Consider the following 6,491-nt stretch of genomic DNA (forward strand, 5'->3'; position numbering starts at 1 on the left):
AGTTAGTCCCGTGGCCCGGCGGCAAGAATCAAATCGCGAATATGGTTACAGGCGGGCGCCAAGTAGCTGCGTGCGTCGGTGCCGGGAACATAGCGATAGCTGATGGTGGTGAGTCCCGCCAGATCGCTGGGCAACTTCAACTTGTCTTCCCGAGGCTCCATGAGGAATGCGCGCTTGCGTCCCAGAAAACCGATAAACATTCCGAGCTCGAACACCACGTTGTCACGAACGGTCGGCCACTCGTCCCCGCGGGTGATGACGGTGTCGTCCGCATGTGCCACGGCGATGGCGAAATCGGCCAGTTCCAGCTGGCGCTCCAGTTCGTCCAAGGTGTAGTTCGATGCGCGGAAGACGCCGTGATCCCACACCACGGTGAGGAACGGGTCGTGCTGGAAGTGTTCGACCAGCAGCCGGGTCACCGGAAGCGCTTCGACCGAAGACATAACGAACACCCGGACCTGCGTGCGGGGCTGAGCGATGAGGGCGTTGCGCTGCATCAGGCGCCGCGACAAAGTCGCGGCCAGACGTCGCCACATCACGGGATATGAGTTCGCCAAGGCAACGAAGTCTGCTTCCGACACTCGCAGCAACACGCCCGGCTCGCGCGCGATCACCGTCGCCGACCGCGACTGGGTTGGCTCGATGGCGGCCATTTCCCCGACGTGATCGCCGGCATGGCGGATCGCCACCGGTTTGCCATTGATCACGATGTCGGCCGAGCCGGCGACGATGAAATACACCTCCGTGTCGGCGGCGCCCTGCTGAATGAAGGCCTCGCCCGCGGCCACCGGCTGCAATTGCCCGGCCTCGGCCACGAGCTCCGGTAAGCCGTCGATCCCCGCCAGTAGCCTGTGCTCGGTCAAGGCGGCGACCAGCCGTCGGCGCCCCTCTTCACCTTGAAACCGCTCGATCATCGCCGGCCCTCGCATAGCATTGCCAACCCCCTTGAAGCTGTGACAAGTAACCCATATGTGGGAATTCAGCGTCAATTCAATCCCCAGATATGGGGGCGGGCTGGCGTCGCAGGGGCTGAGATGCGGCCGGGCTAGCGTGCCGGCGAACAGGGGGACCTTGGGGCGATCGCGACCCGCCCGGTCCGCCAATCCGTCGGGCGCGAGGAGAACACACCATGGGCTATAGCTGGAAGGAAGACCGCGCCAAGAAGCGGATCGAGACGCGCTTCGAAGAGGTCCGCACGGTCGAAATCGTCGACTACAAGCGCAACATGTCGCTGGAGAATATCCCCGCCAAAAAGGCGTACCGCATGGATGCGGCACACCTGTACATCGATATCATCAACCTGGACGACATCCTCGCCTGCACCACGGTTGAAGGCGAGACCTGCCACAAGCGCACGCTGCGCTTCTTGAACCAGCACTATCGCGCGGTCCATCGCATCATCCAAAAGACCGATGCCATCCGCGTCGATTTCCACAACCAACGGCTGCATGCCGTGGTGGCCAAGCCCTATGGCGAGGACAGTGAACGCGATCGCATTGCCCATGCCGTGGCGATCGCGCAGTTGGTAGCGGACGTCCTGGCCGAAACAGGGGATGATGACCAGCAGATTCCGAATGCCAAGGTTCGCGTCGGGATCGATAGCGGTCGCGCTCTGGTCGTCAACAACGGACGGCGAGGCGGTCGCGAACCGCTCTTCTTGGGGCACCCCGCGAACCACGCGGCCAAGTGCGCAGGCGCCGGCACCACCGAGGGGATCTACCTGACGAACGCCGCTCGCGCGGTAATGGGGTTCCCGGTGTTGGCAACGGGCAAGGACCGGACGACGGCCCTAACCAGTGAGCAGATCGACACCTGTGTTGAAGAGGCCGATCTGGGCGTCTCCAAGGAGCAGATCATCAAGCTCTGGCGGGAGGAGCAAGAAGAAACGCCCATCGGCAGTATTTCATTCAGCCGCCCCACGCCCCCGCTGTCCGACCTCGACTTTGACCTGTTGAGCGTCTCGAATACAAAGCGCTTCGAAGGTGTCTCGGTGTATGCCGACATCGACGGATTCTCCGCGTATGTCGACAAGCACCTGGATGACAATCCCGAGGACTTGGTGCGCACTCTCCATGTCGTGCGCTCCGAATTGGATGCGGTCACCCATAAGGACTTTGGTGGGCGGCGGGTGCGATTTATCGGCGACTGCCTTCACGGGATTATGTTGGAAGGTACTGCGCATACCACCGATGTCGAGACTTCGATTAGCACGGCTACTTTGTGTGCCGGTGCGTTGCGCAGCAGCTTTGCCTGCGCGATCGCCCATCTCAGCGATGAAGGCGTCGATACCGACAATTTGGGACTGGCCATCGGGTTTGAGTTGGGTCCGCTCAGCGTCACCCGGTTGGGCATGAAGGGTGACATGCTGCGGTGCGCCACTGGCCGCGCCGCCCTGAACTCCGAGGAGGAGCAGCGGCGCTGTAGTGGCACGCAGACGGCAATCGGCGCCGATGCATATAAATCGGCCTCCTCGGCGGTCAGGGGGGTGTTCGGCACCAGCCGCTTGGCCGATGGCCTGAGCTACAACGCGGCGGTTGATCAACTCAACGCTGCCGGTGATCGCGTTGCGAAGGCCGCGTATACCGAAGCCATGCAAGTTCACGCGCCTGCCATCGTGTCGAACCTCGGCGAGCCATTGCGGCCTCACTCCAAGGGTTGAGCATGCCGTCGTCGTCCTTGGCGTACCTTGACAAGGTGGCCTCCGAATTCGGGGTCACCTCGTCATCCGCAACATCACCTGCCAAGGTAGTCATCTCCGTTCCGCGCGCCGGCGGGGACCGGCATGACTTCGCACTGGAACTGTCGGCAACTGGAAGCGCAGTAAGCGCGCGTGAGGAACCACCGGTGCGCCTGCCGGTCTTCTGCCCGGACCGGCACATCAATGAGGATGGATCATTTTGCCTTGGGTGGGGCTCGACGGCTGCGCCAGCAGTCGTGGACGAAGAGTCGGCGCGCGCGTGGTGGACCGCAGTCGTGCGTTTTTTGCAATTGCAGCTGACGGCCAACGAGCTTGGAGTCTGGACAAACGGAGCGAACGATTGGGCGCACGGCGAAGCTGCCAGCCATCAAGCGTTGGCAGAAGCTGCCGCCGACAGCTTGGGAGCGCGCTTTCGGGACGATCTGCGGGCTGGGAAATTCGCAGTCATACGTGAACCACATCTCCGCGGAGCACGCCTCGAACTTAGACGCGAAGGCAACCACATAGCCCGCGTCGCGATCGGTCCGCCCGCTAGGTTGAAGGACAGTCGGGTGCCCTGTCCTTGCGATCAACCCGCGGGCATGACGGTTGACGCGTGCCGTGATCATGCCGATCACCTGATTGGGTTCACGGTGGATCTGTGGCGCTGGCGGAAAGCCGAGGATCAATTCCTGCGCGAGCTTGCAGAACGCGGAATACCTTGTTGCGGAACACTTAAAAATTGCAAGCTGCGAGACGTTATCGCCCGCGAAAAAGCCTCGACGATGAAGAAGGATCGACATGCAAGACGACACAAGCCGCGCCGCCGTCCCAAGCTCTGACCAAGAGCGAGTGCAAGCAGCCTGGAACCAACTGAACCTGGTGCTTGGCTTCTTTCCCCGTGTCGACACGCGCTTGTCCGCCGTTTTGGCGATTGATCTTGGCATGCTCGCTCTCGCGGGAGATCGATGGTTGTCTCACGACGCATCATGGCGGGTCATTGCCTGCGCGGTCGCTTTCGCTATACCGATCTGCGCGAGTTTTTATCATTTGTGGGACGCCATCGTACCTGATCGCCGGGGCGGAACGAACTCCTTGGTTTTCTTTCGGAGCATCGCCAAGCTGCGGGAAAGTGATTTCCGGACACGTTATATGAACTTATCTTCAGCCGAGCTCGTGTGCGATCTGCTCGAACAGGCTTGGCGGAATTCGAAAGTACTCGAATGCAAGTTTACTGCTTTGCGGAAGGCGTGCATTGCAATGGCGTTTTCCGTTCCGCCGTGGGTTTGGCTTCTTATGGAGCTACCAGGCAAAGCTTCGCGATAGCGTGTTCCAGCGCATCATTGCTCGACAAGCCTCTCCACCTGAATGTCCGCTTCGGGTCGGAAGGTGCCCCTCCCTACCACCGATAAACATCCCTAATCCCCTGCCCTATCGATGTTCGCTTCCGGCCAAAGCGGCCTACGATCACGGCGCCGGTATCGTTTACTCGGCGCCCCAACGGCTAGCTGTTGCTGAGCGATTTCAGGTCAGCGACGAACTGCTCAGGATGCGGTGGGTGTGGTAGACCATGACCAACGGGGGCATCCTCCGCCGCGCGAGGAAATCGCCCGGCGCGCGCCGCAATGACAACGTGTACGTACGGGCCACGTGGAGATTCCAGGCGACCCTGGTGATCGTGAGGCGACAGGCTTCGGCTGGCCGGACCCGCGCGCACAGCAGACAATGGTCGCCATGAAACCCCGCGACAGACCGGCCGAAGCCACGCCGGACCTGAGGAAATACGCCTGGCTGGCCATCGTGACCGCGGTGCTGACGGTGCTGCTCAAGGGCAGCGCCTGGGCGATCACCGGCTCGGTGGGCCTGCTGTCGGACGCCGCCGAATCGATGGTCAACCTGGTGGCCGCCATCGTCGCCCTGGTCTCGCTGACCATCGCCGCCCGGCCGGCCGACGACGACCACCACTTCGGCCACAGCAAGGCGGAGTATTTCTCCGCCGCGCTGGAAGGGATCATGATCTTCGTCGCCGCGGCCTCGATCATCTACCTGGGCATCGATCGCCTGCTCAACCCCCGGTCGCTGGGATCTCTCGGCATCGGCCTCGCCGTTTCGATCATGGCCGCCGTCCTCAACGGCATCGTCGGGCGGATCCTGATCAAGGTCGGCACGCGCCACCGCTCCATCACCCTGCGCGCCGACGGCAAGCACCTGATGGCCGACGTGTACACCTCGGTCGGGGTCGTGGTGGGCCTGGGGTTGGCGTGGCTGACAGGCTGGAACTGGCTGGATCCGGTGATCGCGATCCTGGTAGGCGTGAACATCCTGGTTGTCGGCTACCGGCTGATGTCCGAATCCGCCTCCGGCCTGATGGACGCGACCCTGTCCCCCGAGGACAACGCCCGGATCCAAGCCATCCTGGACGCGCACGCCGAACCGGGCCGGATCGAATTCCACGCCGTGCGCACGCGCGAGTCCGGGGCCCGCCAGTTCATGGAGATGCACATGCTGGTGCCCGGCGACTGGACGGTGCTGCGCGGGCATGACGCCATGGAAGACCTGGTGGAGAAGATCGTGGCGGAGTTTCCCGCCATGCGCGTGACCGGGCACTTGGAACCGGTCTCCGATCCCCGCAGCTACGAAGACATGGCCCTGTAGCCGAAAAGCGGGAGGCGACGTTGGGTCAGGCAGGCGACGAAGACCCGCGGCTCGATCCCCCGTGCGTTGTCACTGTATTCATCCGGAGTTTATATCCGCACGTATACTAAGGCGCATGCCTTTCCGCGCGCTCCTGATGCGGTTGTTCCTGGTCGTTGCCTTGCTCGCCAACGGTCCGGGCATCGCTGGCGCGCCCATGCACATGGAGCACGTGCGCGACTCCGCCGGTGACGTCACCTCGGCACCGACAGCAGCCGAGGCCATGGCGGCCTGCCATGGAGGAGCAGCGGCTGCTACGGGGGCCAATGAACACCATCACCCCCAGGCCACTGACGAGGCCGGAGCGGTATCGCCGTGGGACGACTGCTGTGAGACGGACAGTTGCTGTGCGTGCATGCACCATTGCTTCGCGGCCTTCGCAGGGTCGGCGTCTCCCGTCGTGGAAGTTCTTTACCGGCAGATCGCCGCACCGTTTCTGTCGGTGCACGCGTCCGCGGCCCTGACCAATCTCTTCCGACCTCCGATCGGCTAAGTGTCGCTGAGCGCCTTTGAGGCGCCGATGGACCCTGTCCGCGTTGTCAGCACCGACAGGGTCACGCTCGCTTCGCGAGCCCTCGACCTTTCCCGGAGTTCCCATGTCATCCGATTCTTTCGGCCGTGCCGGAGGGCTGTCTGCCCCGTCGCGCCGCCTCTTTGTTCAAGGACTTGCCGCCGGAGGCGCCGCCGCGGCGCTTGGCCTCTGGCCGCGCACCAGCTGGGCCGTCAAGGCTGAAGGCGTGCCCAACGTACTTTCTGGCACCGAGTTCGACCTGACCATCGGCGAGACGCCGATGAACTTCACCGGCGCCACGCGTCCTGCCATCACGGTCAACGGCTCGATTCCTGCACCGCTGCTGCGCTGGCGCGAGGGCACTACCGTCAACCTGCGGGTCCGCAATGCCTTGCCGCCAGGCTCCATCCATGGCCACCAGGCATCGATCCACTGGCACGGCATCCTGCTGCCAGCCAACATGGACGGCGTGCCGGGACTCAGCTTCGACGGCATCGACCGCGGCGAGACTTACCAGTACCGCTTCAACGTCGTACAGGGCGGCACCTACTGGTACCACAGCCACTCCGGTTTCCAGGAGCAGGCCGGCCTCTACGGGCCGCTGGTGAT

At 63.1% G+C, this 6,491-nt stretch carries 8 protein-coding genes; 6 read left to right on the forward strand and 2 right to left on the reverse strand.

What is annotated here, in order from left to right:
* Window positions 1-2: 2 nt before the first annotated feature.
* Entirely contained in the window at window positions 3-914 is a 912-nt protein-coding gene (locus Z164_RS0115830; RefSeq protein ID WP_024891657.1) for a TIR domain-containing protein, read from the reverse strand.
* Between the two features lie 215 nt (window positions 915-1,129).
* Here Z164_RS0115830 and Z164_RS0115835 point away from each other — a divergent pair, with 215 nt between their 5' ends.
* From Z164_RS0115835 to Z164_RS22585, 3 genes are read left to right on the forward strand one after another with little or no spacing between them, the layout of a single operon-like run.
* The gene (locus tag Z164_RS0115835) at window positions 1,130-2,659 is read left to right on the forward strand and encodes an adenylate/guanylate cyclase domain-containing protein (protein WP_024891658.1); all 1,530 of its coding nucleotides are present in this window, start codon (window positions 1,130-1,132) and stop codon (window positions 2,657-2,659) included.
* A 2-nt stretch (window positions 2,660-2,661) separates the two neighbouring features.
* Window positions 2,662-3,519 (forward strand): E2 domain-containing protein, encoded by an 858-nt coding sequence (locus tag Z164_RS22580; protein WP_152540969.1) that lies wholly within the window; start codon window positions 2,662-2,664, stop codon window positions 3,517-3,519.
* 10 nt (window positions 3,520-3,529) lie between these two features.
* Window positions 3,530-4,003 carry a Pycsar system effector family protein gene (locus tag Z164_RS22585; protein ID WP_152540970.1) on the forward strand — a complete coding sequence of 158 codons (474 nt, stop codon included), beginning with the start codon at window positions 3,530-3,532 and terminating at the stop codon, window positions 4,001-4,003.
* Window positions 4,004-4,201: 198 nt separating this feature from the next.
* Here the strand turns inward: Z164_RS22585 and Z164_RS23570 are convergent, their stop codons facing one another.
* Window positions 4,202-4,327 carry a hypothetical protein gene (locus tag Z164_RS23570; RefSeq protein WP_269079017.1) on the reverse strand — a complete coding sequence of 42 codons (126 nt, stop codon included), beginning with the start codon at window positions 4,325-4,327 and terminating at the stop codon, window positions 4,202-4,204.
* 84 nt (window positions 4,328-4,411) lie between these two features.
* Here Z164_RS23570 and Z164_RS0115845 point away from each other — a divergent pair, with 84 nt between their 5' ends.
* The 3 genes from Z164_RS0115845 to Z164_RS20765 form a co-directional block, all read left to right on the forward strand.
* The gene (locus Z164_RS0115845; protein WP_081770218.1) at window positions 4,412-5,332 is read left to right on the forward strand and encodes a cation diffusion facilitator family transporter; all 921 of its coding nucleotides are present in this window, start codon (window positions 4,412-4,414) and stop codon (window positions 5,330-5,332) included.
* Window positions 5,333-5,468: 136 nt separating this feature from the next.
* Window positions 5,469-5,864 carry a CopL family metal-binding regulatory protein gene (locus Z164_RS23730; protein WP_160170696.1) on the forward strand — a complete coding sequence of 132 codons (396 nt, stop codon included), beginning with the start codon at window positions 5,469-5,471 and terminating at the stop codon, window positions 5,862-5,864.
* 103 nt (window positions 5,865-5,967) lie between these two features.
* Window positions 5,968-6,491: multicopper oxidase domain-containing protein (locus Z164_RS20765; RefSeq protein ID WP_152540971.1), on the forward strand; the 524-nt coding region annotated here is incomplete at its 3' end.

Origin of the sequence: Luteimonas huabeiensis HB2 (genome assembly GCF_000559025.1) — a bacterium.
In the GTDB taxonomy this organism is placed as follows: Bacteria; Pseudomonadota; Gammaproteobacteria; order Xanthomonadales; family Xanthomonadaceae; genus Luteimonas; species Luteimonas huabeiensis.

Bases quoted from the DNA above. Each gene is read 5' to 3' on its own strand.
- Z164_RS0115830 (WP_024891657.1), bottom strand. From the start codon at position 914: ATGATCGAGCGGTTTCAAGGTGAAGAGGGGCGCCGACGGCTGGTCGCC.
- Z164_RS22580 (WP_152540969.1), top strand. From the start codon at position 2,662: ATGCCGTCGTCGTCCTTGGCGTACCTTGACAAGGTGGCCTCCGAATTC.
- Z164_RS0115835 (WP_024891658.1), top strand. From the start codon at position 1,130: ATGGGCTATAGCTGGAAGGAAGACCGCGCCAAGAAGCGGATCGAGACG.
- Z164_RS0115845 (WP_081770218.1), top strand. From the start codon at position 4,412: ATGAAACCCCGCGACAGACCGGCCGAAGCCACGCCGGACCTGAGGAAA.
- Z164_RS23730 (WP_160170696.1), top strand. From the start codon at position 5,469: ATGCGGTTGTTCCTGGTCGTTGCCTTGCTCGCCAACGGTCCGGGCATC.